The organism is Dryocola clanedunensis, assembly GCF_038405435.1.
Lineage (GTDB): Bacteria > Pseudomonadota > Gammaproteobacteria > Enterobacterales > Enterobacteriaceae > Dryocola > Dryocola clanedunensis_A.
In genome coordinates, this window is the sequence record NZ_JBBYHZ010000013.1 from 51,780 (window position 1) to 76,416 (window position 24,637).

A 24,637-nucleotide genomic window follows, 5' to 3' on the forward strand; every position below is an offset into this window, starting at 1 on the left:
CCGGCAATCATATTATACTGCCGGGCAAATTTGGCCTCAGGGACTCACGCATCGATGACGCAACAACGGCGTAAAATTCTGCTGTTAGATAACGGTAAAGAGTGGGGAGGCGGCACCAACAGTATGCTGGAGCTGCTTAAACGCATCGACCGCCAGCGGTTTGATATCACCTGCTGCTTCTACTACAACTATGCGCGCGGCGAAGGCGAAACTATCGGGCAGGTGCTCAACGGCATCGGCATCCCGGTCATTTTTCTGCCGCAGTCGGCTCAGCCGCTGTGGGCCAAAATCGCTAAAGAGCTGGGGCGCTCGCTGGTTTTCTTTAGCCGTCCCGGGCGCAAGAAAGTAGCGGAAATTATTGATAAGCAATGGCGTATCCAGCCCAACGCTAAGCGTGTCCGCGAACTGCTCCAGCGTGAACGCTATGAAATCCTTTATATGAACAACCAGCCTGGTTCAAATCAGGAAGGGTATCTGGCAGCCGAACCCCTGAACGTTGCCGTCGTGCAGCATTGCCGCATTGAGCCGGTCATGACGCCGCAGATTACCGGGATGGTTAACCGCATCGCCAGCAAAGTCATCGCCGTTTCCCACGCCGTTGAAAGTGTTCTGCTCCGTAACGGCGTAGAAAAATCACTTTGTACGACCGTTTCTAACGCGATTGATATCCACCAGCCTTTACCCGACGGCAAAACCATAAAACAAGCGATGGGTATTGCTGATGATACATTTGTTTTTGGCAGCATTGGTTCGCTTATCCCCCGGAAATCCAGTCACCATACGCTTGAAGCTTTACAGCGATTTTCCCGGCAACATCCTGATGCTAAATGGAAACTCATCCTCGTCGGCGAGGGGCCGGAGCACCAGAAGCTGCAGCAGCAGGCAAACGGCTACGGGTTTGCGGATCGGGTAGTTTTCACCGGCTTTCGTAACAATCCGCTGGATTATCTGGCCGCTTTTGACGTGTTTATACTCGCTTCTAAAAGCGAAGGGCTGCCGCGCGTGGTGCTGGAGTCCATGCTCCTAAAAACAGTGGTGATCGGTTCAGATGTGACCGGCACGGGTGAGCTGATTGATTCAGGCCATACCGGCCTGCTCTACCCCTACGGCGATACGGTTACTCTGGCTGCCCACCTGCAAACCGTCTGGCAGGGCAGCACGCTGCGCGAGGCCATGACCCAGCGGGCCTGGCAGCAAGTCGTCGATCGTTACGCTATCGAACATTATGTCGCCGGCGTCGAAGCCGTTCTTTATGCCGTAAAAACTACACGGACCCATCATGTTTAAATTTCTTAATGCAAAGTATCGCCATATTACGGCGCGACATAATATTCCATTGGCGCAGGCTGCAACTGGCGCAAAATCGGTTCCTGTGACCTCCGCTGTCATTCCTTGCGTGGGAAAAGACTTTGTTGAAGAAGGAACGTTATCAGCTATTTTTGCCAACCGTTTCGCTCCGCAGTTAGAAGAGATTGTTATTGTCTCCGATCAGCCTGCTGAAGCCTTTATCGGCATACCGGCCAAAACCCGAGTCGTGACGCTTAACGTACCTGAAAGAGACGACAGCTACCGCTTTAAGCAAATTTATCGCAGCCGGCTGATTAAAATTCAGGCACCGCTGCACGCCAGAACCGAGGCTGCCCTGATCATTGATTCCGATCTCAACCTGCTGCAAATGCCGCGCCTTGAAGTGGAGGAAAATACGCTCTATTCAAGCTTCCGCCAGGGAAAAATGATCGCCAAACTGGCAAACGCCCCGCAGGGAAAAGCGCCAGCCTGGTATCAGGATACGATTCGCCCCACCCTTGAAGATCATGTCAATAGCGCCTTTCTTGCGGCTACACGCAGCACCTGGCACCGTCTGTGCCCGCTTTGGCTGGCCCTTTTCCAGGACACATGGGAACTGATGCCCGATGACCAGCCGCCAACGGATCAGCTTCCTTTAGCCGCGCTGCTTGATATGCTGGACTTCAGAACGGTCAATTTAGGTGACTGGGTAAACTGGCCCGTATCCAAACGCATCGGCGGCACCCCGTCCGTCATCCCTAAAGAAGTGATCGGTGCCCACGGCGGCTTCCCGCTGTCGGAATGGCAGAAATATCTGGCGTCGCCGGACAGCGAGCTGCTGTTCAAGGGGCAGGATTACACGCGCAAAGTGCGTTATCTGACTGACGCCGAGAAGAAAGAAGCCAGCGAGTAATTTACCTTCCGCAGACAGCAAAAAGGCCGGTTTCCCGGCCTTTGTTCATTCAGACGCCGTTAATCCCAGCTCAGAATAACCTTGCCGGACTGCCCGGAGCGCATGGCATCAAAGCCTTTCTGGAAATCATCGATGCCGAAACGGTGGGTGATAATCGGTGAGAGATCCAGGCCTGACTGGATCAGCGCGGCCATTTTGTACCAGGTTTCAAACATTTCACGCCCGTAAATCCCCTTGATGAACAAGCCCTTGAAGATGACTTTTGTCCAGTCGATGGACATATCTGAAGGAGGGATCCCAAGCATTGCGATGCGACCACCGTGGTTCATGGTGTCGAGCATAGTGCGAAACGCTGGCGGCGCGCCGGACATCTCCAGGCCTACGTCGAAACCTTCGGTCATACCCAGCTCATGCATGACGTCGTTCAGGCTTTCTTTGCTGACGTTTACCGCGCGGGTCACGCCCATTTCACGGGCCAGCTCAAGACGATAATCGTTCACGTCCGTAATGACGACATTGCGGGCACCCACGTGTTTTGCGACAGCCGCCGCCATAATGCCAATTGGGCCTGCGCCAGATACCAGCACATCTTCGCCGACCAGATCGAAAGAGAGCGCCGTGTGCACCGCGTTACCAAACGGGTCGAAGATGGACGCCAGATCGTCGGAAATGTTATCCGGAATTTTGAAGGCGTTAAACGCTGGCAGCACCAGGTATTCCGCAAAGCAGCCGGGACGGTTTACGCCCACACCTGTGGTATTGCGGCACAGGTGAGTACGGCCTGCACGGCAGTTGCGGCAGTGGCCGCAGGTGATATGGCCTTCGCCAGAGACGCGGTCGCCGATTTTAAAGCCTTTCACTTCCTGGCCAATGCCTACCACTTCGCCGACGTATTCGTGTCCCACCACCATCGGCACAGGAATTGTCTTCTGCGACCATTCATCCCAGTTATAGATATGGACATCGGTGCCGCAGATAGCGGTCTTTCGGATTTTGATCAGCAGATCGTTATGGCCCATTTCCGGTTTCGGGGCATCCGTCATCCAGATGCCTTCTTCCGCCTTCAGTTTTGCTAATGCTTTCATGACCGCTCCCTCAGGCGATAACGCCCAACTGTTTACCGATACGCGTAAACGCATCAACCGCACGCTCGATTTGCTCAGGGGTATGCGCCGCTGACATTTGCGTACGAATGCGCGCCTGACCTTTTGGTACGACCGGGTAGAAGAACCCGGTAACGTAAATTCCTTCTTTTTGCAGCTCGCGGGCAAAGTTCTGCGCCACGGTCGCTTCGCCAAGCATCACGGGGATGATGGCGTGATCGGCACCGGCAAGCGTAAAGCCAGCCGCCGACATTTTTTCACGGAACAGGCTGGCATTGGCCCACAGGCGCTCGCGCAGCTCGGCGCCGGTTTCCAGCATCTCCAGCACTTTAATTGATGCAGAGACGATAGCCGGGGCCAGGGAGTTAGAGAAAAGATAAGGGCGCGAGCGCTGGCGCAGCCACTCAATCACCTCTTTACGCCCGGCGGTATAGCCACCGGAAGCCCCACCAAGCGCTTTACCCAGCGTGCCGGTGATGATGTCCACGCGATCCATTACCTCGCAGTATTCGTGCGTGCCACGGCCGTTTTCGCCGACAAAACCGACAGCGTGGGAATCATCCACCATCACCAGAGCATCGTACTTATCCGCCAGATCGCAAACGCCCTGCAGGTTGGCAATAACGCCATCCATAGAAAATACGCCGTCGGTAGCGATCATCACATGGCGAGCGCCCGCCGCACGCGCCTCTTTCAGACGAGCTTCCAGCTCCTGCATATCGTTGTTGGCATAACGGTAGCGTTGCGCTTTGCACAGACGAACGCCGTCGATGATAGAAGCGTGGTTCAGCGCGTCGGAGATAATCGCGTCTTCAGGGCCAAGCAGGGTTTCAAACAGCCCGCCGTTGGCGTCAAAGCAGGAGGAGTAGAGGATAGCGTCGTCCATCCCCAGGAAACCGGCAAGCTTGCCTTCAAGCTCTTTATGGCTGTCCTGCGTGCCGCAGATAAAACGTACGGAGGCCATGCCGAAGCCATGTTTATCCATCCCCTGCTTCGCCGCCTCGATCAGCTGCGGGTGGTTCGCCAGCCCCAGATAGTTATTGGCGCAGAAGTTAATCACATGGCTGCCGTCAGCGACGGTGATGTCCGCCTGCTGGGCTGAGGTGATAATCCGTTCTTCTTTGAAGAGTCCTTCAGAGCGAGCGGTTTCAAGCTGAGAAGTTAACTGTTGGTAAAAATCTTCGCGCATCGCGATTCTCCAGGCAGGGCAAATTTCGGCACATATTACCCAAACCTATACGTTGAGACGAGATTACGCTTCAGGGATTATGATTTTTGCAGGATAAATCACGAAGGGCAGAAACTTCGTCTGATTAGGCGGGTCTTTGATTGTAATGGTATGATAAGAGCCATTAGCGCGCGGGGTACCCTGCCCCGCAGCCCCCTAAATTATGAAGGTTACGCTTATGATCATTGTCACCGGTGGTGCCGGTTTTATCGGCAGCAATATTATCAAGTCACTGAATGATAACGGCTATACCGATATCTTAGTGGTAGACAATCTGAAAGACGGTACCAAGTTCGTAAACCTGGTTGACCTGAACATTGCCGATTATATGGATAAAGAAGATTTCTTAATCCAGCTGATGGCGGGCGAAGAGTTCGGCGAAGTCGAAGCCATCTTCCACGAGGGTGCGTGTTCTTCCACCACCGAGTGGGACGGCAAGTACATGATGGATAACAACTATCAGTACTCCAAAGAGGTGCTGCACTACTGTCTGGAGCGTGAAATTCCGTTCCTGTATGCCTCTTCCGCCGCCACCTACGGCGGCCGTAATAATAACTTCATCGAATCCCGCGAATACGAGCAGCCGCTGAACGTTTACGGCTACTCCAAATTCCTGTTTGACGAATACGTCCGTCAGATCCTGCCTGAAGCAAACTCGCAGATTACCGGCTTCCGCTATTTCAACGTTTATGGGCCTCGTGAAGGCCACAAGGGCAGCATGGCGAGCGTGGCTTTCCATCTGAATACCCAGTTGAACAACGGCGAGAGCCCAAAACTGTTTGAAGGCAGCGACGGCTTTAAGCGCGACTTTATCTACGTCGGCGACGTAGCGGCGGTAAACCTGTGGTTCTGGCAAAACGGCGTTTCCGGCATCTATAACTGCGGTACGGGCCGTGCGGAGTCCTTCCAGGCGGTTGCCGATGCGACGCTGGCATTCCACAAAAAGGGCAGCATTGAGTACATTCCTTTCCCGGAAAAACTCAAAGGCCGCTACCAGGCATTCACCCAGGCCGATATGACCAACCTGCGTGCTGCCGGCTACGACAAGCCATTTAAAACCGTTGCCGAAGGCGTAACGGAATATATGGCCTGGCTTAACCGTGACGCATAAGCAGGTAGACTGACGCATGAAAATACTGGTGATTGGCCCGTCATGGGTGGGCGACATGATGATGTCGCAAAGTCTCTACCGCACGCTCAAGGCGCGCTATCCCCAGGCGATAATTGATGTGATGGCACCGGCCTGGTGTCGTCCATTGCTGTCGCGCATGCCCGAAGTCAACGAAGCGCTCTCTATGCCGCTGGGCCATGGCGCTCTGCAAATCGGCGAACGCCGCCGCCTTGGCCACAGCCTGCGGGAAAGGCGCTACGATCGGGCCTATGTTTTGCCCAACTCCTTTAAATCCGCTTTAGTGCCTTTCTTTGCCAGCGTGCCCCAGCGAACCGGCTGGCGCGGCGAGATGCGCTACGGCCTGCTTAACGATGCCCGCGTTCTGGATAAACAGGCCTGGCCACTGATGGTCGAGCGCTATGTCGCCCTGGCGTATGACAAAGGTGTCATGGCGTCGGCAAAAGACCTGCCCCAGCCGCTGATGTGGCCGAAGCTGCAGGTCAACGAGAGCGAAAAAGCTCAGGCCTGCATGGCGTTTAACCTCGATGCCGAACGGCCGATTATCGGTTTCTGTCCCGGCGCTGAATTCGGCCCGGCAAAGCGCTGGCCGCACTATCACTACGCTACGCTTGCCGGAAAACTTATCGATGAGGGCTATCAGGTCGTCCTGTTTGGCTCTGCAAAGGATAAAGAGGCCGGGAGCGATATTGTCGCTGCGTTAACTACCGCTCAGCAGGCGCACTGCCGGAATCTGGCAGGCGACACCGCACTGGAACAGGCCGTAATCCTTATCGCCGCGTGTAAAGCGGTGGTGAGCAATGATTCTGGCCTGATGCACGTTGCTGCCGCGCTGGACAGACCGCTGGTCGCCCTTTACGGTCCCAGCAGCCCTGACTTCACGCCTCCACTGTCGCATAAAGCCAAAGTCATTCGCCTGATTAGCGGCTATCACAAAGTCCGTAAGGGCGACGCTGCTGAAGGATATCACCAGAGTTTGATTGATATCGCTCCGGAGCGGGTTATGACTGAATTGAATGAACTTCTGCAAGCCGGGACGGAAGCATAATGCGGGTGCTGATCGTCAAAACCTCCTCAATGGGCGATGTGCTTCACACTTTGCCTGCGTTAACAGATGCGATGCACGCGATCCCAGGCATCCGCTTTGACTGGGTGGTTGAAGAGGGTTTTGCCCAGATCCCCACGTGGCATCCGGCAGTCGACAAAGTCCTGCCCGTGGCGATACGCCGCTGGCGTAAAAACTGGTTTTCTGCGCCGATAAAGGCCGAACGTAAATCCTTTTATCAGGCGCTACGCTCCCGGCAGTATGACCTTGTTATTGACGCCCAGGGGCTGATAAAAAGCGCAGCGCTGGTGACTCGAAAGGCCCGGGGCATCAAGCATGGCATGAACTGGGGCAGCGCGCGCGAGCCGCTGGCCAGCCTGTTCTATAACAAGCGACACGCCATCGCAAAACGGCAACACGCCGTGGAACGAACCCGGGAACTTTTCGCGAAAAGCATTGGATACCTAAAGCCAAATCAGCAGGGCGATTATGCTATCGCCCTGCATTTTCTTGCGGTTGCGCCTGCCGATGCGAATCAGTATGTCGTTTTTCTTCATGCCACCACGCGGGACGAGAAGCACTGGCCGGAAGCGCACTGGCGAGATCTTATTCACCTGATGCATAATTCTGGCTTACGTATTAAACTCCCGTGGGGCGCTACGCATGAGCATGAACGTGCCGCTCGCCTGGCTGAAGGGTTTGACTATGTTGACGTGTTGCCACGTTTATCTCTGCAAGAAGTGGCAAAGCAGCTTGCTGGCGCTCGGGCTGTTATCTCAGTCGATACAGGATTGAGTCATCTCACCGCCGCATTAGACAGGCCAAATATCACGCTGTATGGCCCAACCGACCCGGGCCTGATTGGTGGCTACGGACAAAATCAGCATGAGATCACTGGTGCAGGAAACAATATGGCAAACATCAGCGCAGCGGATGTGTTTTCCGCGCTTCAGAAAATTAATCACCTGGCCACAGAATAACGATTAATGAGCTATCTACTTCTCTTTATACTTTTTTTACCCTGCAAGCTTGTGGGGAAACTTTTCTATAAGAAAAACGGTCGTAACCTGCTGATCCAGACGGCAAAGATTGGCGATTTTGTTAACGTCACGCCGCTGCTGGCCCATCTCAATAAAAGCGATGTTTTAATCAGCAAGTCTGTACTGCCTTTGGCCCGCCACGATGAAACAATCGACAAGATTTATCTTATCGAAGAGCACAAAAAGAATTTCTGGAGCAAGATGCTTTTTGCGTTCATGTTGATGAACCGTTACGAGAACGTTTACCTCCTGCAGCCAAACAGCACCAATCTCTTCTTTGCCGCCGCCTGCAACGCGGCCAATAAACAGTTCCTGTCGACCTATAATCGCCGCTGGTATCAATATCTGTTTTATCAGACGGCGACGGGCGTGGTAGAACATGGTAAGTGCACGCTAAGCGTCGATAATTACCTTAAGCTGGCGGATCGCAACCTGACCTGGCGAGACCATCCTAAACACGCCACCAGACCATTAAAAGTACCGGTGAACTATCCCCAGGCACTTGATAAAAAAGATGTCATCAAAATTGGCTTAAGCATCTCCGCTGGAAATAAAGCAAAAACCATTCCACCGGTAATATGGCAGCGGCTGTTCGACTCGCTACAGGATTTGCCCTGCCTGTATTACATCTTCGGCTCAAAGAACGAACAGGTCTGGCTGGATGACTTACTTAAGGTCACGGGGGAACGTGATGACCTGGTAGATATGATCGGTAAGTTTCCACTCGAAGATTTGCCCCACGCCATCAGTAAAATGGACTTTTATATCGCATCCGATTCAGGAAATATTTATATAGCTGATGCCGTGGGCGTGCCAATAATCCTGATTTATGGCCCATGCTGTGTAAAAGAGCAGCGACCATTAGGCAATGTTTTGCTAATTGGGGACGATGCGAATACCAACTCTTATGTCTTTGAGACAAGGTACTACTTTGATAAACCTAAGGAAGAGCTGTTTGAGCTGAGTGGGAATGATTTAGCAACCATTAAAACGTTTATTAACGCCAATCTACAATATAATAATAATCGACTCGACAATTGATATGAGCTCCCAGATGACTGATAGCAAAGTTTTTCTAAGTATCATAATTGCGGCACATAATAGTGAAGGCACACTAGCAGCCACCCTACAAAGTCTGACTGCTGCTTGTAATCATGATCTTTCAGGTACAGAGATCATATTAATCAATGACAGTTCAACAGATAAAACTCAAGATATAATTCAAGATTTCTCTAATTTGCATGCTCAGGTTAAGGCTTATCAAGTTGATTATCGTAACATTGGTCAAGTCAGACAATTTGCAGTAGAGAAATCATCAGGTGATTATATCACCATGCTTGATAGTGATGATTTATTAAAAAAAAGTGCTCTTACCGAAATCATTAAATTTCTTAAAGAGAACAAACCTGATCTGCTTCTGACAAAGCTCGAAGAAGTATGGAATAGAGAAAAAATAAATTACCAGTGGTCCGGCTTAACCCCTGAAAAAATTACCCGGAACGAAGCAATCAGGCGATTTCTTATTCATAAAGATCTTCAGGCGCATTTAATTGGGCAGTTTATTAAACGTGAATTGTATCTGGCTCATAAATTTCCGCCAATGACCTGTTATGAAGACTTTTATATTTTTCCTGGCATGCTTAATAATGCGCATGAAATTTACTTTCAACATCATAGCCTTTATTATTACATTAAACACAGGGGAAGTTTATCATCGTTATTAAACGAGGATAAAATAAGTAACTTAATTATTTGCACAGCAAAAATGGAAAGTATACTTCCAGCTAAATTCAAACAACTCATCCTTTGTCATTGGTTAGATATTTATATTAAACATCGTAAAAAGTTGAATAATGCTGAACAACTGAACCTGGTACAACAGCATGTTCTGATGACGCATACCCCAGCATTCTTTTTTAACAGGTTTGTCCGTTTTAGTTACAAAAAAAAGGCATTGAGTACATTATGGAAAAAATAAAATCGAGGTTATATTTTACCGTTTTCTTTTTTGCAGCACTTTCAATAGCCTTTGCTTTGTTAAGTAACGGACGACAAAAAGATTTTTATTATATTGCTGTCTATGGAAGCATTCTGGGTCTGATCCTGGAAAGGAAAAACGTTGAGTTCAAATTATTTGATATTGCCTACCCTGTAATATTGCTTGGGGCAGTTAAGCTCATCTGGTTCTTTTTACTGGAGCATGAACCTGGTGGTTATAACTTCTATAGCGATCAGTTCAATGGTGGAAAAAAACTCGTCCTGGGTGGGGTAATGATTTTCTATCTCAAACAATTTACAGATTATCTTCGCCCGCTCAATTACAGAAAAATTATATTATATGTTTTAGGGTTTGGTTTTATAGCTGCAACATGCTACGCCTCATGGCAGTCGCTACATGGAATGCAGAGAGTCGAAATGGCTATAAATCGTGCAACAGTGGCAGCCTATGTTTATTCAACTTTAAGCATAATTGTGATTTATCTACTTTATAAACAAGACAAAACCCTATATTACTGTGCCGCAGCCATAGTCATTATAATTTCATTCGTAATACTAATTCTATCAGGAACACGAGCCGCTATTATTTGTCATTTGTTTATTCTGGCTTGCATGACCATTTACCACTTCAGAAAAATACATTTTAAATCTATATTCATAGTTTGTGCTATTTCTGCTATTGCATTTGGCCTGCTATACAACCGCTATATTCATCCTAAAATCGTTCAGACATATAATGAAGTTTCTCTTTATCAAGAGGGTAGAGATAATACTTCGCTGGGCGCTCGATTTTCAATGTGGTCCGTTGGTTTAAAGAATTTCGAAAATGCGCCGTTAGGGCAATCATTTGAGGCGAGAAGAGATTTTACTGAAGCTTATGTTAAGGAGCGTCCGCAATATGTCTCCTCGATGGATTTTATTTCTGTCCACCTTCATGATGAATTAATAGAAACATTATCATTGCAGGGCATTTTTGGTGGTCTGACTTTGTTATGGTTCTACTTCAGCCTCGCGTGGGTTGCGCTCAAAAAAAGAAATATCCCTTTGTTGTTCACCATAAATTGTATGGTCATCTACGGCCTCAGCGATGTAATTCTGCTAAGCTCGGAAGCAATCCTTTTTTACATGTCGCTGATAGGAATCAGCGGCGTTATGCTTAACGAGAAAAGAAAAACGAACTGACACGTAAAGCCGGGCTAAACACCCGGCTGTTTTTTCTTCATCTCGTAATATTCCGCCAGCGTCATACCCACCGTTCGACCCGCAAGCCATGTAAACAGCTTCTCGAGATCCGCGAAAAGACGCTCAATATCTCCCTCGTCCTTAAACGTTGGGCTGCCGCCGGGCATAAACTCCGAAGAGTGAAGCATAAATTCGACGTAATCATTGCCCTGAGCCAGCGTTTTTTCTGCGACGGCAATCATCTGCGCGGAGTTGCCCCCGGATGGGCGTAACCAGTTGACTGAAGGGCTACGGTATTTGCCCCGCAGCCTGTCGTAGCCTTGCTTGAAGCCATTCATTAGCGCGCCGTGTTTGTACTGGATGCTCATAGGCACCTCCAGCAGCGGAGAAACGCCTGGCTGACTAATAGTGTCCAGATCCATAAAGTAAGACTGCGACGGGAACTGCTGATAATTCGTCCCGCCGGTTCCCGCGGGCGATCCTTTCGCATTGCGCCAGTTCACCCGCGGCGTCACCGAACAATCAACTTTATAGCCCAGTTCCACCAGCAAACGGGCGTAGCGGCTGTCGAAAGCCCATCGTCCTGCCCGGTGGCTCAGCATTTTGGTGTTGAAGGTCTCCTCAAGCAGCTCTGTCATAAAGACAACCTTCTTACGGAGGATCTCATCAGGGTATTCGATAAGATAAGGCTGCCAGCGCCAGTCATCCCCGGTTAAATCATAATCAGGGGGGCTGTTCCACGCATGAAGATGCATTCCCACCTCGCCCTGCCCCCGCGCAATAACATCTTTAGCGAAAGCAATGAAAGTGGGATCTGTCGCCATCTCATAGTTGGTTAACCAGACGGGTTTGAAAGCGTACTTCTCACATAAGGTCTGAAAACGGGGCAGAAAGCGTGCGTTTTCCGTCTTAATCTGCCGGTGGTTTTGCCACAGATTATCGCCTTCGGTATCAATGGTGATGATAAATGCGGGAGTAGTCATTACCGTCTCTGCGCTCAGGATGTTTACGCCATGTTACGCAGCCCGTTACCTAAGGGCAAACGTGATTCCAGGAAAACGCCGACTCCACCGGCGAACGGTAGCAACCATACTCAAGGTCTATTAGAATCAGGCATTGGCTAATCACCTAAAGATGATAATGAATAACGCCTTGAATACGCCCGCAGCCGGGCAGCAAACCCGCATACTGGTCATCAAGTTGCGCCATCACGGCGACATGTTGCTTACCACTCCGGTTATCAATGCCCTGCATCAGGCCTGGCCAGAGGCGCAGATCGACGTCCTGCTATATGAAGAAACCCGCGACATGCTGTCCGCAAACCCTTTCATTCATCACATTTATGGTATTGATCGGAAATGGCGCAAGCTGGGCACCCGGCAGCATTTATGCAAAGAGTGGCAGCTGCTCAAAGCGTTACGCCAGCAGAACTATAGCCTGGTGGTTAACCTTGCCGATCAGTGGCGCAGCGCTATAGTCACCCGTTTTACGGGCGCACCGGCGCGCATCGGTTTTGATTTCAATAAGCGCCGGGGATGGTTCTGGAACCAGTGCCACACCCAGCTTGCCTCGGTTGCCGATCATCAAAAACTGCATACCGTTGAGCAAAACCTTTCCGTTCTCTCCCCCCTGGCCATTTCCCCGGTGAACGATGTCACCATGAGCTATCGCCCGGAAGACTGGCAGAAGGTGCAGGAGAAACTGCAGAGTAAAAATGTTGATGCAGCGTTTATCGTCGTTCAGCCAACCTCACGCTGGTTCTTCAAATGCTGGGATGAGAGTAAAATGGCCGCGACATTAACCGCACTTCAGCAGGACGGGCATACCCTGATACTCACCTCCGGACCGGATAAAAACGAAAAAGCGATGATCGACAAAATCCGCGCCTTATGCCCGTCAGAACGCATTCATTCCCTTGCCGGCGAACTTAGCCTGCGGCAGCTTGCCGCGTTAATCGATCATGCAAAACTATTTATCGGCGTTGATTCCGTTCCCATGCATATGGCAGCCGCGCTGCAAACCCCATGCATTGCTCTGTTTGGCCCGTCTAAGCTGACGTTCTGGAGCCCCTGGCAGGTCAGGGGAGAAGTTATCTGGGCTGGCAGCTACGGCCCGCTTCCGGACCCCGACCAAATTAACACCAGTACCAGTGAACGCTACCTCAACGCGATACCTGTGGATGACGTGGTTGCCGCAGCCCGGAGACAATTATTATGAAACGTTGCCGTCTGGCTATCGTTCGTCAAAAATACCGCCCTGATGGCGGGGCTGAACGCTTTGTCTCCCGTGCGCTGGAGGCGCTTAGCGCCCACGATCTTGAGCTGAATGTCATCACCCGCCAGTGGCAGGGTGAGAAGCAGGAAAACTGGCACATCCATCTCTGCGATCCCATGAAATGGGGCCGCATTAGTCGTGAAAAAGGGTTTGCCGACGCGGCCCGCTCGCTGTGGCAGCGCGAGCAGTTCGATCTGGTTCAAAGCCATGAGCGCATCGCAGGATGCGATATCTATCGGGCCGGGGACGGCGTCCATCGCCGCTGGCTGTTGCAGCGCGCCCGTATTCTTCCCGCATGGCGTCAGCAGTGGTTGCTTCGCGACCGCTATCACCGCTATGTTATGGAAGCCGAACGGGCTATGTACCATGCGCCCGAGCTGAAAGCCGTTATCTGCAACGCCGAAATGGTGAAGCGGGAAATAATCGAAGATTTTGCTATACCTGCTAATAAGATACATGTCATCTATAATGCAATTGACTCCTCCCGCTTCGTTCCGGCAACGCCGGAGCAACGGGCAAAATGGCGCAGCGAGATGAATATCCCCCAGCAGGCCGTAGCGCTGGTCTATGTGGGGTCAGGTTTTGAGCGTAAAGGCCTGGCCAGCGCTATTCGCGCCATAGCCAGTACAGATCGTTACCTGATTGTGGTTGGGCAGGATAAAGCAGAAAAGAACTACCGGGCGCTGGCGCAAACTCTGGGGTGTCAGGACCGGGTGGTTTTCACGGGAATGCAGAAAAATACGCTGCCATTTTATCAGGCCGCTGATGGACTATTGCTGCCAACGCTTTATGATCCCTTTCCGAATGTGATCCTTGAAGCTATGGCCTGTGGTTTACCGGTTATTACGTCGCCGACCTGCGGTGGGTCGGAATTTATAACAACCGGACAAAACGGATATGTTTGCGATGCGCTGGATATCAAGGCGTTGGCCGAGGCGGTGATGGCTGTACCCGCCCGTCACCTGAACGACGCCATGGGAGTGCATGCACGTGAACGAGTCAGGGATGCCACACCGGAAAAACTTTCGCAGCAACTTATTTCGCTGTATCAAAACATACTGGATTAGATAATGCGCATCCTGATGATTATTGATGGACTCCCCGGTGGCGGGGCTGAAAAAACCGTACTGACCCTTTCCGAAGGGTTGGTCGGTATGGGCCATCAGGTATCCGTGTTCTCGCTGCGGCGCGTTTGCGACTATGAGATCCCCGAGGGGGTCGATTATCAAATCATTCAGGATCGCTGTAAAAAACCCTGGCGCAAGCTCACCGAGCTTTCGCGTCGTGCCGCATTGCTCGATAAGGCCATCGAACAGGCGCAGAAAAATGGGCACTACGATCTCATTTTCTCCCACCTGCACAAAACTGACCGCATCGTCGCCCATACCCGCACCATACCGCGCGAAAAGCTCTGGTATTGCGTACATGGGATGTTCTCATTTTCTTATCTGCTGCACCGCCACGGCGTCTCACGCTGGATCAAAAGACAGAAAATCAAACGCCTGTATCAGGACAGCAACGTAGTAGCCGTCTCAAAGGCCGTGCTGCGCGATATTACCGGCCGCTTTGATATCTCCCTATCCAGAAGCGCGGTCATTCATAATCCTTTTGATATCGCAGGCATCCAGCTTCGCGCTAAAGAGCCTTGTGAAATGGCAGGCCAGGATTATCTGATCCACGTTGGTCGCTTCCACGAGCACAAACGCCACGACCGTTTGATAAAGGCCTACGCGCTAAGCGGCATTCAGGCGCCGCTGGTGCTTATGGGTAATGGTTCTGAAGAGCGAATCGCAGAGATCAAAGCGATGGCTCATGCCGCCGGCGTCGCGGAGCGGGTGATTCTGAAATCCTTCGTACCGAATCCTTATCCCTGGATTGCTAACGCACGCATGCTTCTGTTGAGCTCCGATTGCGAAGGATTTGGTAACGTACTGGTTGAGGCCTTAATTTGTCAGACTCCCGCCGTTAGTACGCACTGCCCAGGCGGCCCGGAAGAGATCCTCACCGGCCCCCTGGCCCGTGGCCTTTCCGGCATGAGCGATCAAGAACTGGCGGACAAGATGAAAGAGATTTATCAAAATCCTCCGCATATTGATGCCGACACAATTGAGTCCTACAGCATCAGCGCCATTTGCCAGCAGTACTTGTCCCTGGCAACAGAAAAAAGATAACAGCGATTTCAGGTAACTTTATGCACCAGACCCAGCAGCCCTTACTTAGCGTTGTCGTTGCCGTTTATAACGGCGAGCTCTTCCTGGATAAATTCTTTGCCTGCCTGCAGGCCCAGGCCATTGATGAAATGGAAATCATCATGGTGAACGACGGTTCTACCGACGGTTCGATGGCAATCATCGAAAACTGGCGCGAGACGTTTCCAGAGATGCGCGTGATTGAACAGGAAAACCAGGGTGTATCCGTTGCCCGCAACACAGGGCTGGCCGTAGCGACCGGCAAATACCTGTCTTTCCCGGACATTGACGACGATTTCAAACCCGGCATGTACCGTCGGCTGCTCGACCTGGCGCTGGCTGGCGATCTGGATGTAGTGACCTGCAATGGTAACTACGTCTACGAGAACAACAAAAAGCCCACTCGCCCTATCTTCCCGGAAGATAAACTGCGCTCAACCGGCGTGCTGAGCGGCCCGGCCTGGCTGAAAATGGCGCTCGACTCGCGTAAATTTTTGCATGTCACCTGGCTGAACCTGTACCGCCACGATTTCATTCGCGAGCACGGCTTCTCCTTCGAACCAGGCCTGCGTCATCAGGATATTCCCTGGACCACTGAATTGCTGCTGGCGGCCAGACGCGTCCAGTACACCAGCGAAAAATTTTACGATTACTACATCCATTCGGCTTCGGTTTCACACAAGCCGGATACCGACGACACGCTTATTCGCTCGGCGCGCCACTACATCCGCATCCTCGAAATGCTTGAAGAGATAAACCAGCGCTACCCGGAACAGGTCAAAAATATTCCGGCCTGCCAGTGGCAGATTGCAAAAGAAGGGCTGGGTATTCTGCACACTTTCAATAACATGAAAGACCCGCAGAAAAAAAAGATGATTATTCAGGAGTTTTTCGACCGCGGCATCTGGCGGCTGATCTGGAAGAACGCACGCGGCTTCCGTCTGCGCTGGCGCTTAGGCAGAAGGTACTTTAAGCTTAAAAAAGCGACGCGCGTGCCTGGTTAAGCAGATCTCATGCGGGCGGCATCCGCTCTGCCCGCAATCAGCTGAATTCGTTGTCTGCTTACCCGAACCCGCGTTAAAGGCCGTCTAAAGTCACCAAAACAATAGCTTTACGCCCTGCGAATGCTTAGAATTTGCCCGCCGATAAAAAAATACGGAAAATTCGCTTGGAATCGTTGTATACCGCCCTGCTCTATCTCATTCAGCCCTTTGTGTGGCTGCGACTTTTGCTCCGTAGCCGCAAAGCTCCTGCGTATCGTAAACGCTGGGCGGAACGCTATGGCTTTTGTCATGGGAAAGTAGCGCCGGACGGTATCATGCTGCACTCCGTTTCCGTCGGGGAAACGCTTGCGGCTATTCCGCTGGTCCGCGCCCTGCGCCATCGTTATCCGACGATCCCTATTATCGTTACTACGATGACGCCAACCGGCTCCGAGCGAGTTCAGTCAGCCTTTGGTAAAAACGTCCATCACGTCTATCTGCCTTACGATCTGCCCGGCTCAATGAACCGTTTCCTCGACACCGTTCGGCCTAAACTTGTGATCGTCATGGAAACAGAGCTGTGGCCAAACATGATCGCCGCGCTGCACAAACGCAAAATCCCGCTGGTCATCGCCAACGCTCGCCTGTCCGAACGCTCGGCTAAAGGCTACAAGAAGCTCGGCAACTTCACGCGCCGCCTGATGAGCCACATCACGCTGATTGCCGCACAGAACGAAGAAGATGCGGGACGATTCCTGGAGCTGGGCCTTAAACGCTCGCAGCTTACCGTCACCGGCAGCCTGAAATTTGATATCTCCGTGACGCCAGAGCTTGCCGCCCGTGCGATTACCCTGCGCCGCCAGTGGGCTCCTCGTCGTAAGGTCTGGATTGCAACCAGCACCCATGACGGAGAAGAAAGCATTATTCTCGACGCGCATCGCCAGCTGCTGGCGAAGTTCCCGGATTTACTGCTGATCCTGGTGCCGCGCCATCCGGAACGCTTTAAGGATGCCAAAGTTCTGGTGCAGAAAGGCGGCTTTAGCTTCACCCTGCGCAGCAGCGGCGAAATCCCATCCAACAGTACTCAGGTCGTCATTGGTGATTCGATGGGCGAACTGATGCTGCTCTACGGCATTGCCGACCTGGCCTTCGTTGGCGGCAGCCTGGTTGAACGCGGCGGCCATAATCCGCTGGAGCCAGCGGCTCACGCTATTCCGGTGCTGATGGGCCCGCACATCTTCAACTTCAAAGATATCTGCGCCAGGCTTCAGCAGGCGGACGGGCTAATCACCGTCACCGACGCTGAATCGCTGGTCAGCGAAATCACCACCCTGCTGACGGATGAAGACTATCGTCTTTACTATGGCCGTCACGCCGTGGAAGTTCTGCATCAGAACCAGGGCGCACTCCAGCGTTTGCTACAGTTACTGCAACCTTATCTGCCCCAGCGGAGCCACTAATGCCCAACCGTTTATCCGTGGTGATGATTGCCAAAAACGCGGCGGACATCCTGCCGGATTGTCTGGCCTCGGTTGCCTGGGCGGATGAAGTGGTGCTGCTCGACTCGGGCAGTACCGATGCTACCGTTACCATCGCGCAGCAGGCCGGCGTGAAGGTCTTCACTGATGAGAACTGGCAGGGGTTTGGCAAGCAGCGCCAGCGCGCGCAGAGCTATGCTACCGGCGATTACGTTTTGATGATCGATACCGACGAGCGCGTTTCCACGGAGCTGGCCGCATCGGTTAAAGCAGTACTCGCTAATCCACAGCCAGATACCGTCTACAGCATTGCCCGCCGCAACCTGTTCCTTGGCCGCTTTATGCGGCACAGCGGCTGGTACCCGGATCGCGTAACGCGTCTCTATGCACGCAACAGCTATCGCTATAATGACAACCTTGTGCATGAGTCACTTGATGCCCCAGGGGCGAAGGTTATCCAACTCAACGGAGACCTGTTGCACTTAACCTGCCGGGACTTCTCAGGCTTCCAGCGCAAGCAGCTGAGCTACGCGACGGCCTGGGCGCAGGAGCGGCATCTTCGCGGCAAAAAAGTTTCGCTGGCGGGTATTTTCGGCCACACTTTTGGAGCCTTCTGCAAAACACTGCTGCTGCGCGCGGGCTTTCTGGACGGTAAACAAGGCTGGCTATTGGCGGTCGTTAACGCACAGTACACCTTCAACAAGTACACTGAACTCTGGGCCTTAAACCACGGTTACACGGAAAGAGAGCAGCTATGAGCACCCGAGCGATTTACCCCGGTACTTTTGATCCGATCACCAACGGCCATCTGGATATCGTGACGCGCGGCGCCATGATGTTCGATACCGTTATTCTGGCCATCGCCAATAGCCCGCATAAGAAAACCATGTTCTCTCTGGACGAGCGAGTGGCGCTGGCAGAAGAGGTAACGGCACATCTGCCGAACGTAGAAGTGGTGGGATTCAGCGATCTGATGGCTAACTTTGCAAAAGCGCAGCAGGCGAATGTGCTGGTGCGCGGCCTGCGTACGGCGGCAGATTTCGAATATGAAATGCAGCTTGCGCATATGAACCGCCACCTGATGCCGGAGCTGGAAAGCGTGTTTCTGATGCCGTCGAAAGAGTGGTCTTTCGTCTCCTCCTCGTTAGTGAAGGAAGTCGCGCGCCACCACGGCGACGTCGAGCATTTTCTGCCGCAAAAAGTTTGTCAGGCCCTGCTCGAAAAGCTCAACGCTTAACGCTGGCACTTTCGGCAATAAAACGTGCTGCGCTGGGCGTGCTTACCGGCAACGATCGGCGCACCGCACACCCGGCACGGTTCCCCTTCACGGCCATAAACCTGTAGCTCCTGAGCGAAGTAGCCCGGCTTCCCGTCCGACTGCAAAAAGTCTTTCAGCGTTGTGCCGCCCTGCTCAATCGATCGAATCAGTACCGCTTTGATCACTTTTACCAGCAGCGCATATTCCGCACTGGAAAGCGAATTCGCGGCGCGATCGGGATGGATCCCAGCGGCGAACAAAGATTCACTCGCATAGATATTCCCCACCCCCACTACCAGCTTGTTATCCATCAGCCATGGCTTGATAGCGATCTTCTTTTTCGCGGACTTTTCACGCAGGTAGCTGGCGTTAAATTCTTCGCTGAGCGGCTCCGGTCCCAGATGTGCCAGCACGTTGCTGCCCTCCAGCTCTTTAGCCCATAGCCAGGCACCAAAGCGGCGCGGGTCCGTATAGCGCAGCACTTTGCCGTTGCTCATCACCAGATCGACGTGGTCATGCTTCTGAGGCGGCGTTTCTTCGCTGAGTATCCGTAAACTGCCCGACATTCCCAGGTGGATAATTATCCAGCCGTCAGGGAGTTCCAGCAGCAGGTATTTGGCACGGCGCTGCACGCTGAGCACCGGCTTGTCGCTCAGGGCATGGATTTCGTCAGAAACCGGCCAGCGCAAACGGCCGTTACGAACAATAGCGTGCAGAATAGTTTCACCGACCAGATGCGGTTCAATGCCGCGGCGGCTGGTTTCTACTTCAGGTAACTCTGGCATTTCTCCTCCGGGCAGGCTTAAAACAAAAAAACCCCGCCGAAGCGAGGTTTTTCATCAAAGTCACTGAAATTATTTAATTTTAGCTTCTTTGTACAGTACGTGTTGACGGACAACTGGATCGAATTTTTTCAGTTCCAGTTTTTCCGGCTTAGTACGCTTGTTCTTCGTGGTGGTATAGAAGTGACCAGTACCAGCAGAAGAAACCAGCTTGATCTTCTCGCGAACACCTTTAGCCATGACTTAGTTCCTCTTAGTACTTCTCGCCACGGGTACGAAGATCGGCCAGAACCGTTTCGATACCCTTCTTATCAATTACACGCATACCTTTAGCAGATACACGCAGTGTGACAAAACGCTTCTCGCTCTCAACCCAGAAACGGTGAGAGTGCAGGTTCGGCAGGAAACGGCGTTTGGTCGCGTTCATTGCGTGGGAACGGTTATTACCGGTCACCGGACGCTTGCCAGTAACTTGGCAGACTCGGGACATGTCTATTCTCCAAAAATCAAATTAGCTCGAGCTTCGTATAGGGTTATGGCGCCTCGTCAGGCTGCAAGCCTGGTCCCTGGCGGTTCAATGTGAACCACAGTGCCAGGCGCATAATGCCAAACCCGAGATTCTCAAAGGTGGCGTAGTATACGCTGCATAACGCATGTGCTCAAGTCCCGAACAGACAAAGATCCCCAAGGATCGCGCAATTCGGCCTAAATCCACCCACGTTCTGCAAAAGAAACGTACTCTCCGCGACCGATAACCAGATGGTCAAGCACGCGAATTTCCATAAAAAGGCAGGCACTCACGATACGCTCGGTAATCGCCCGGTCAGCTTTACTGGGTTCGGCCCTGCCCGACGGGTGATTATGCGCAAGAATGACCGCCGCTGCATTAGATTTCATTGCTTCACGGACAATTTCTCTCGGATGAACCTCAACATGGTTCAGGGTTCCGGAAAACATGGGGGTGCATTTGATAATGCGATGCTGGTTATCAAGAAAGATAACCATGAAGATCTCACGCTCTTCGGTCGTCAGCTGGCTTTGAATAAATTCCCGCACGGCATCCGGATTTTTGAGCGTCAGCTCTTCCACACCGCGAGAGATGTAATAACGCCTGGCGAGCTCAGCCACAGCATTCAGCTGCGTATATTTTGCCTTGCCGATGCCTTTAATCTCTTTAAATTGTGAATAGTCGGCAGACAATAAACGACTTAGCGAGCCGAACTTGTCTATCAACAGTTTCGCCAGCGTCAGCACGTTCATTTCCCTTGATCCTGTCCTTAAGAAGAGCGCCAGCAGTTCAATATCGGTGAGAGAACCCACGCCGAACTCAAGCAGCTTTTCTCTTGGTAAGCTTTTATTATTGCTGCTAATTATGGCTTCCATCAGACCCTCCATTCCCTTGTGCCGCCCATTCTGCCCCACTCTTTCGCAACCTGCGACTGAGAGATATCCACGCTGCGGCGCGCCTCGCAAACTGCAAAAAGTCCTTCTCTGAGGAGTGTGATAAAATAGACGCAAGATTAAGACTTCCGAATGGGAAAATCATGATGGGGCTTTCCGGCAAAAAAATTGTTCTGTGTGTGAGCGGCGGCATCGCAGCTTATAAAACGCCTGAACTGGTACGTCGCCTGCGCGATCGTGGAGCAGACGTACGCGTGGCGATGACCGAGGCGGCAAAAGCCTTCATTACGCCATTGAGCCTGCAGGCCGTATCTGGTTACCCGGTGTCGGACAGCCTGCTCGACCCCGCAGCAGAAGCCGCAATGGGGCATATTGAGCTGGGAAAATGGGCTGATTTAGTGATACTTGCCCCCGCCACCGCCGATCTCATCGCGCGGGTGGCGGCGGGGATGGCCAACGATCTGGTCAGTACGATTTGCCTTGCCACATCTTCTCCGGTTGCGGTTGTTCCCGCCATGAACCAGCAGATGTATCGCGCGGCGGCAACCCAGCATAATCTTGATGTCCTGTCCTCTCGTGGCCTGCTGATGTGGGGCCCGGACAGCGGCAGTCAGGCCTGTGGCGACGTTGGGCCTGGCCGCATGCTTGACCCGTTAGCCATCGTGGAAATGGCCTTGCAGCATTTTAGCGTCGTCAAAGATCTGCAACATCTTAACGTCATGATTACCGCCGGGCCGACGCGCGAACGCCTTGACCCGGTACGCTACATCACCAACGACAGCTCCGGGAAAATGGGTTATGCCATTGCCGAAGCGGCAGCAGCTCGCGGTGCGAGCGTCACGCTGGTTTCTGGCCCGGTCTCTTTACCCACCCCGCCGTGGGTAAAACGTATTGATGTGACCTCCGCGCTCGAGATGGAAGCTGCCGTTGGGCAAAATGTGGCAGGCCAGCATATTTTTATCGGCTGTGCGGCCGTGGCAGATTACCGGGCAGCAAGCGTCGCTGATGAAAAAATCAAAAAGCAAGGCGATGAAATCACACTAAAAATGGTGAAAAACCCGGATATTGTCGCCGGGGTCGCCGCACTTTCGGTCAACAGACCCTACGTCGTTGGGTTTGCCGCCGAAACAACTAATGTGGAAGAATACGCCCGGCAAAAGCGTATCAAAAAGAACCTTGACCTGATTTGTGCAAACGACGTTTCACATGCAGGGCAGGGTTTTAATAGCGATAACAACGCATTGCACCTTTTCTGGCAGGAAGGAGACAAAGTCTTACCGCTCGAGCGTAAGTCACTCCTTGGCCATCTCTTATTGGATGAGATCGTTACCCGTTATGATGAAAAAAATCGACGTTAAGATTCTGGACCCGCGTGTAGGCCAGCAATTCCCGCTACCGACCTATGCCACCTCTGGCTCCGCTGGCCTCGACCTGCGTGCTTGCCTGGACGACGCCGTTGAACTTGCGCCTGGTGTCACCACCCTGGTGCCAACGGGTCTGGCGATTCATATCGGCGATCCCGGCCTTGCCGCCGTTATTCTGCCGCGCTCTGGCCTGGGTCATAAACATGGCGTCGTGCTGGGTAACCTGGTCGGGCTGATAGATTCTGATTATCAGGGCCAGCTTATGGTATCCGTCTGGAATCGCGGGCAAGATAGCTTCACGATCCAACCAGGCGAGCGCATTGCTCAGATGGTGTTTGTGCCTGTTGTGCAGGCCGAATTTAATCTGGTCGAAGATTTTGATGCAAGCGTACGCGGTGAAGGCGGTTTTGGTCACTCCGGTCGTCAGTAAGCTCACTTTATAAACGTAACCACATAGCGTTCATAACGTTAAAACAGACCGCAGGCGGCATGCCTGCGGGCGCCGTGTGGCTGCTTGCCTGGCAAGTGCTTTATTTCAGGGGTATTTTAGAACATGGCAGAAAAACAGACAGCGAAACGGAACCGTCGCGAAGAAATACTTCAGTCGCTGGCCCAGATGCTTGAATCCAGCGATGGAAGCCAGCGCATTACCACCGCAAAGCTTGCAGCCACCGTGGGCGTTTCTGAAGCGGCACTCTATCGTCATTTTCCCAGCAAAACGAAAATGTTCGACAGCCTTATCGAATTTATAGAAGACAGCCTGATCACCCGCATCAATCTCATTCTCAAAGACGAGAAAGACACTTTTGCTCGTCTGCGGCTGATGGTATTGCTGATTCTGGGTTTTGGGGAAAAGAATCCGGGGCTGACCCGCATTCTGACCGGACACGCGCTGATGTTTGAACAGGATAAGCTGCAGGGGCGCATCAATCAGCTGTTTGAGCGCATTGAGGTCCAGCTGCGTCAGGTCATGCGTGAGAAGAAAATGCGCGATGGGGAAGGCTTCAGTACCGATGAGGCGCTGCTTGCCAGCCAGCTGCTGGCTTTCTGCGAAGGCATGCTTTCTCGCTTCGTGCGGAGCGAATTCCGCTATTCGCCTACGGATGATTTTGATACCCGCTGGCCGCTTATTGCCGCACAGCTTCGCTGAAAAAAGGGCCTGTTTTCAGGCCCTTCAGACTGATGACAAACCTAAACCGAATGGAATTCGAAAAGATCTCACCGAATAAATAACAAGGAAAATCAATTCATTGATTTTCGGCTGCCAACCACAAAGAAGGAAAAACCACGCTTTTTCCTTCTTTGTCAGCAATCTAAGGGCCTGTTTTCAGGCCCTTTTTACTACACGCCGTATTGCGTCCGGTATTCCTTCACGGCCTTCAGGCTTTCCGCCATCTCCGGCTTCTCTTCCAGGTAAGCAATCAGATCTTTAAGCGTGATGATCGAGATCACCTGACACTGATAATCGCGTTCCACTTCCTGAATAGCAGATATTTCTCCGCGTCCACGCTCCTGGCGGTCCAGAGAAATCAGCACGCCGGCCAGTGTCGCATCGTTTGCCGCAATAATTTCCATAGACTCACGAATTGCCGTGCCTGCCGTAATAACGTCATCCACCAGCATAACGCGGCCTTCTAAAGCGCTTCCTACCAGATTACCGCCTTCGCCATGATCTTTGGCTTCTTTACGGTTAAAGCAGTAAGGCACATCGCGTTCGTGATGTTCCGCCAGCGCCACCGCCGTTGTAGTGGCGATAGGGATCCCTTTGTAAGCAGGCCCAAACAGCAAATCAAACTCAATGCCGGAATCCATCAGCGCGGCGGCATAAAAGCGGCCGAGCAGTGCCAGATCGCGCCCGGTATTGAACAGCCCGGCGTTGAAGAAATAGGGACTGGTACGTCCGGATTTCAGCGTAAACTCGCCAAACTTAAGTACCTGCTTGCTAAGCGCAAACTCAATAAACTGGCGCTGATACGGTTTCAT

At 52.2% G+C, this 24,637-nt stretch carries 26 protein-coding genes; 18 read left to right on the forward strand and 8 right to left on the reverse strand.

The annotated features are described in order from the left end of the window. Positions 1 to 54: 54 nt before the first annotated feature. Positions 55 to 1,287: a glycosyltransferase gene (locus AAE045_RS20420; protein ID WP_455549262.1), complete on the forward strand. Its 1,233-nt coding sequence runs from the start codon at positions 55 to 57 to the stop codon at positions 1,285 to 1,287. Beyond that, a complete protein-coding gene (locus tag AAE045_RS20425) occupies positions 1,280 to 2,200 on the forward strand; it encodes a hypothetical protein (RefSeq protein WP_455426264.1) in 921 nt (306 codons plus the stop codon). The genes AAE045_RS20420 and AAE045_RS20425 overlap by 8 nt, the downstream gene beginning before the upstream one ends. 59 nt (positions 2,201 to 2,259) lie before the next feature. On the opposite strand, the gene tdh is transcribed toward AAE045_RS20425, so the two are convergent. Both tdh and kbl read right to left on the reverse strand, forming a co-directional pair. Beyond that, on the reverse strand, positions 2,260 to 3,285 hold the full coding sequence (gene tdh / locus AAE045_RS20430) for an L-threonine 3-dehydrogenase (protein WP_455549263.1): 1,026 nt from the start codon (positions 3,283 to 3,285) through the stop codon (positions 2,260 to 2,262). 10 nt (positions 3,286 to 3,295) lie between these two features. Continuing rightward, the gene (kbl, locus tag AAE045_RS20435) at positions 3,296 to 4,492 is read right to left on the reverse strand and encodes a glycine C-acetyltransferase (protein ID WP_455549264.1); all 1,197 of its coding nucleotides are present in this window, start codon (positions 4,490 to 4,492) and stop codon (positions 3,296 to 3,298) included. 217 nt (positions 4,493 to 4,709) lie between these two features. On the opposite strand from kbl, the gene rfaD reads away from it, so the two are divergent. The 6 genes from rfaD to AAE045_RS20465 are packed head-to-tail and all read left to right on the forward strand — an operon-like array spanning position 4,710 to position 10,925. Continuing rightward, positions 4,710 to 5,642 carry an ADP-glyceromanno-heptose 6-epimerase gene (gene rfaD, locus AAE045_RS20440; protein ID WP_455426267.1) on the forward strand — a complete coding sequence of 311 codons (933 nt, stop codon included), beginning with the start codon at positions 4,710 to 4,712 and terminating at the stop codon, positions 5,640 to 5,642. 16 nt (positions 5,643 to 5,658) lie between these two features. After that, a complete protein-coding gene (gene rfaF, locus AAE045_RS20445) occupies positions 5,659 to 6,708 on the forward strand; it encodes an ADP-heptose--LPS heptosyltransferase RfaF (protein ID WP_455549265.1) in 1,050 nt (349 codons plus the stop codon). Beyond that, entirely contained in the window at positions 6,708 to 7,685 is a 978-nt protein-coding gene (rfaC, locus tag AAE045_RS20450; RefSeq protein ID WP_455549266.1) for a lipopolysaccharide heptosyltransferase RfaC, read from the forward strand. Before rfaF ends, rfaC begins: the two co-directional genes overlap by 1 nt. A 6-nt stretch (positions 7,686 to 7,691) precedes the next feature. Beyond that, complete coding sequence (locus tag AAE045_RS20455) at positions 7,692 to 8,786, forward strand: glycosyltransferase family 9 protein (RefSeq protein ID WP_455549267.1); 1,095 nt, start codon at positions 7,692 to 7,694, stop codon at positions 8,784 to 8,786. 13 nt (positions 8,787 to 8,799) lie between these two features. Beyond that, positions 8,800 to 9,723, forward strand: a complete 924-nt coding sequence (locus AAE045_RS20460) for a glycosyltransferase family 2 protein (protein ID WP_455549268.1) — start codon at positions 8,800 to 8,802, stop codon at positions 9,721 to 9,723. Next, positions 9,711 to 10,925 carry an O-antigen ligase family protein gene (locus AAE045_RS20465; RefSeq protein ID WP_455549269.1) on the forward strand — a complete coding sequence of 405 codons (1,215 nt, stop codon included), beginning with the start codon at positions 9,711 to 9,713 and terminating at the stop codon, positions 10,923 to 10,925. The genes AAE045_RS20460 and AAE045_RS20465 overlap by 13 nt, the downstream gene beginning before the upstream one ends. A gap of 14 nt (positions 10,926 to 10,939) precedes the next feature. Here the strand turns inward: AAE045_RS20465 and AAE045_RS20470 are convergent, their stop codons facing one another. Next, entirely contained in the window at positions 10,940 to 11,908 is a 969-nt protein-coding gene (locus AAE045_RS20470) for a polysaccharide deacetylase family protein (RefSeq protein ID WP_455549270.1), read from the reverse strand. A gap of 151 nt (positions 11,909 to 12,059) precedes the next feature. On the opposite strand from AAE045_RS20470, the gene rfaQ reads away from it, so the two are divergent. The 7 genes from rfaQ to coaD all read left to right on the forward strand — a co-directional run bounded on the left by rfaQ (position 12,060) and on the right by coaD (position 19,086). After that, the gene (gene rfaQ / locus AAE045_RS20475) at positions 12,060 to 13,142 is read left to right on the forward strand and encodes a putative lipopolysaccharide heptosyltransferase III (protein WP_455549271.1); all 1,083 of its coding nucleotides are present in this window, start codon (positions 12,060 to 12,062) and stop codon (positions 13,140 to 13,142) included. Continuing rightward, a complete protein-coding gene (locus tag AAE045_RS20480; protein WP_455549272.1) occupies positions 13,139 to 14,266 on the forward strand; it encodes a glycosyltransferase family 4 protein in 1,128 nt (375 codons plus the stop codon). Before rfaQ ends, AAE045_RS20480 begins: the two co-directional genes overlap by 4 nt. A gap of 3 nt (positions 14,267 to 14,269) precedes the next feature. Beyond that, positions 14,270 to 15,370, forward strand: a complete 1,101-nt coding sequence (locus AAE045_RS20485; RefSeq protein ID WP_455549273.1) for a glycosyltransferase — start codon at positions 14,270 to 14,272, stop codon at positions 15,368 to 15,370. A 20-nt stretch (positions 15,371 to 15,390) separates the two neighbouring features. Continuing rightward, complete coding sequence (locus AAE045_RS20490; RefSeq protein WP_455549274.1) at positions 15,391 to 16,392, forward strand: glycosyltransferase; 1,002 nt, start codon at positions 15,391 to 15,393, stop codon at positions 16,390 to 16,392. 164 nt (positions 16,393 to 16,556) lie between these two features. Next, complete coding sequence (gene waaA, locus AAE045_RS20495; protein WP_455549275.1) at positions 16,557 to 17,831, forward strand: lipid IV(A) 3-deoxy-D-manno-octulosonic acid transferase; 1,275 nt, start codon at positions 16,557 to 16,559, stop codon at positions 17,829 to 17,831. After that, the gene (locus AAE045_RS20500) at positions 17,831 to 18,607 is read left to right on the forward strand and encodes a glycosyltransferase family 2 protein (RefSeq protein ID WP_455549276.1); all 777 of its coding nucleotides are present in this window, start codon (positions 17,831 to 17,833) and stop codon (positions 18,605 to 18,607) included. The genes waaA and AAE045_RS20500 overlap by 1 nt, the downstream gene beginning before the upstream one ends. Beyond that, positions 18,604 to 19,086, forward strand: coding sequence for a pantetheine-phosphate adenylyltransferase (coaD, locus tag AAE045_RS20505; RefSeq protein WP_455549277.1), 483 nt, complete (start codon positions 18,604 to 18,606; stop codon positions 19,084 to 19,086). Before AAE045_RS20500 ends, coaD begins: the two co-directional genes overlap by 4 nt. Here the strand turns inward: coaD and mutM are convergent. From mutM to radC, 4 genes are all read right to left on the reverse strand, one after another. Beyond that, positions 19,083 to 19,892 carry a bifunctional DNA-formamidopyrimidine glycosylase/DNA-(apurinic or apyrimidinic site) lyase gene (gene mutM, locus AAE045_RS20510; protein ID WP_455549278.1) on the reverse strand — a complete coding sequence of 270 codons (810 nt, stop codon included), beginning with the start codon at positions 19,890 to 19,892 and terminating at the stop codon, positions 19,083 to 19,085. The two genes, coaD and mutM, sit on opposite strands and share 4 nt — an antisense overlap. A 69-nt stretch (positions 19,893 to 19,961) precedes the next feature. Beyond that, the gene (gene rpmG / locus AAE045_RS20515) at positions 19,962 to 20,129 is read right to left on the reverse strand and encodes a 50S ribosomal protein L33 (RefSeq protein WP_002208990.1); all 168 of its coding nucleotides are present in this window, start codon (positions 20,127 to 20,129) and stop codon (positions 19,962 to 19,964) included. A gap of 13 nt (positions 20,130 to 20,142) precedes the next feature. After that, positions 20,143 to 20,379 (reverse strand): 50S ribosomal protein L28, encoded by a 237-nt coding sequence (rpmB, locus tag AAE045_RS20520; RefSeq protein WP_004154798.1) that lies wholly within the window; start codon positions 20,377 to 20,379, stop codon positions 20,143 to 20,145. Positions 20,380 to 20,594: 215 nt separating this feature from the next. Beyond that, positions 20,595 to 21,260 (reverse strand): RadC family protein, encoded by a 666-nt coding sequence (gene radC / locus AAE045_RS20525; protein ID WP_455549321.1) that lies wholly within the window; start codon positions 21,258 to 21,260, stop codon positions 20,595 to 20,597. A 176-nt stretch (positions 21,261 to 21,436) separates the two neighbouring features. Here radC and coaBC point away from each other — a divergent pair, with 176 nt between their 5' ends. The 3 genes from coaBC to slmA all read left to right on the forward strand — a co-directional run bounded on the left by coaBC (position 21,437) and on the right by slmA (position 23,804). After that, the gene (gene coaBC / locus AAE045_RS20530; RefSeq protein ID WP_455549322.1) at positions 21,437 to 22,648 is read left to right on the forward strand and encodes a bifunctional phosphopantothenoylcysteine decarboxylase/phosphopantothenate--cysteine ligase CoaBC; all 1,212 of its coding nucleotides are present in this window, start codon (positions 21,437 to 21,439) and stop codon (positions 22,646 to 22,648) included. Further along, entirely contained in the window at positions 22,626 to 23,084 is a 459-nt protein-coding gene (gene dut / locus AAE045_RS20535; protein ID WP_455549279.1) for a dUTP diphosphatase, read from the forward strand. Before coaBC ends, dut begins: the two co-directional genes overlap by 23 nt. A gap of 123 nt (positions 23,085 to 23,207) precedes the next feature. Further along, on the forward strand, positions 23,208 to 23,804 hold the full coding sequence (gene slmA, locus AAE045_RS20540) for a nucleoid occlusion protein SlmA (RefSeq protein WP_455426283.1): 597 nt from the start codon (positions 23,208 to 23,210) through the stop codon (positions 23,802 to 23,804). A gap of 191 nt (positions 23,805 to 23,995) precedes the next feature. Here slmA and pyrE read toward each other — a convergent pair whose 3' ends face one another. After that, a complete protein-coding gene (pyrE, locus tag AAE045_RS20545; protein WP_455549280.1) occupies positions 23,996 to 24,637 on the reverse strand; it encodes an orotate phosphoribosyltransferase in 642 nt (213 codons plus the stop codon).